At 52.6% G+C, this 1,874-nt stretch carries 1 protein-coding gene; it reads left to right on the plus strand.

Features of this window, described 5'->3' with window-relative positions:
• The first annotated feature begins 499 nt into the window (after positions 1 to 499).
• Complete coding sequence (locus tag PFRI_RS14540; RefSeq protein ID WP_072631434.1) at positions 500 to 1,864, plus strand: IS5/IS1182 family transposase; 1,365 nt, start codon at positions 500 to 502, stop codon at positions 1,862 to 1,864.
• Positions 1,865 to 1,874: the final 10 nt, after the last annotated feature.

Consider the following 1,874-nt stretch of genomic DNA (forward strand, 5'->3'; position numbering starts at 1 on the left):
ATAAAGAATATGAAATCCAAACCCGCAAACTCTCGTTATGAATGAGGGAGCCTAGGGGGGCAGGTCATTTGATCAAACCAAAAGCCCATCCTTTCTCCTCAGCGGGTTTATTGTCGTGTTCCTATGCTTCGATGAAGCCATGGCGCGCTCGCGTGTATTTCCTATCGTGGCTACCGCGCTAAACTGCTTTCTAGTTGCTACGGGCTGCGTTGTTCTTTGGACCGGATTGCTGATTACGCGTAGGCCATTCCTACGATACGGACTCTGAATCACGAATGCGACGGGGCTGGTCTTCGTTGAATTTGGAGCGTATTCGATTGTCGATGCAGTCAACGGTTTCCGTGATCAAGCAGCAATCTAGGAATACCTTCCGTTGGAAAAGCTGGCCTTCGCTACGCTCTGACGAATGAGCCGGTTGGGCGAATTCTGTTGAAAAACTCTTGCTTGATCGGGTGCCCATTCGCTGATTCAATTGTCCTTAGCAACGGGGGTAATTTCGATGTTGGGGCCAAAGCAAGAAGCACAAGGCGCGCTGTTTTACGAGTTCTCGATTGACGATCATGTGCCCCAAGATCATCTGCTGCGGTCGATTGATCGGTTCGTCGACCTAGATGACATCCGCCAATATCTAGCCGACTTTTATAGCCATACAGGCCGTCCGTCGATTGATCCTGAACTGCTAGTCCGCATGCTGTTAGTGGGCTATTGTTCTGGCATCCGGTCTGAGCGTCGGCTTTGTGAAGAGGTGCATCTGAACCTAGCCTATCGTTGGTTCTGTCGTCTTGATTTGTCTGATCCGGTGCCGAACCATTCGACCTTCTCCAAGAACCGACACGGGCGCTTTCGGGAAAGCAAACTACTTAGGCATCTGTTTGAGAAGACCGTTGCCCGCTGCATCGCAGATGGTCTGGTGAGCGGTCAACGTTTGGCCGCAGATGCCAGTTTGATCGAGGCTGATGCGAACAAACAGAACTCCACACCGAAGGAAGATTGGGATCCTCGTGCCATTGATCCAATCGATGCACCACGCGCTGTGAAGGAATATCTGGATGTCTTGGACGATGCAGCTTTTGGCGCAGCATCAGAGGTTGAACCCAAGTTCACGTCCCATTCTGATCCCGCAAGCCAGTGGACAGCAGCGCGCAAGGGCCCTGCGTTCTTTAGATATTCTACCAACTATCTGATCGATACCGACCACAGTGTCATCGTGGACGTCGAAGGTACGCGGTCGATCCGACAAGCCGAGGTTGGCTCCGTGCGCACTATGTTGGATCGGATCAAGGAGCAGCACGATATTGACCCAGAGCGCCTCATTGCAGACAGCGCTTATGGATCAGGGCCGATGTTGGGATGGCTCGTAGATCGCGACATCAAACCCCACATTCCTGTACTGGACAAAGCAGGTCGAACAGATGGCACATGGTCCCGCGCGGACTTTGAATGGGATCCAAAGAACAACCAATACGTCTGTCCCGAAGGTGAACCGCTCAAGCAGTTTCGGCGCAACTACTCTGATCCGAACCGTAAACCCACAGGCAAGGGCGTTGCAAAATACCAGGCCCTGAAACACACATGTCAGGTCTGCCCCTCGAAGATGAAGTGCTGCCCGAAGGCAGTTGCGCGTAAGATCACCCGCGAAGAACATGAGGATGCCCGTCAGGTCGCCCGCGATATTGCCAAGACCAAACAGTACGTCGTCTCAATGAGGTTGCGAAAGAAGGTCGAAATGCTCTTCGCACACCTCAAACGCATTCTGGGGTTGGGACGATTGCGATTACGCGGCCCATGCGGGGCAAATGACGAATTCCTACTCGCTGCCACTGAAGTGGTCCTACTAATTCGGACAGGTTTGTGGCTCAGCTAAGATGTAATCG

Source organism: Planktotalea frisia (genome assembly GCF_001890925.1).
GTDB lineage: Bacteria > Pseudomonadota > Alphaproteobacteria > Rhodobacterales > Rhodobacteraceae > Planktotalea > Planktotalea frisia.

Excerpts from the sequence above, each read along its gene's own strand:
- PFRI_RS14540 (WP_072631434.1), top strand. The coding sequence starts at position 500 with ATGTTGGGGCCAAAGCAAGAAGCACAAGGCGCGCTGTTTTACGAGTTC.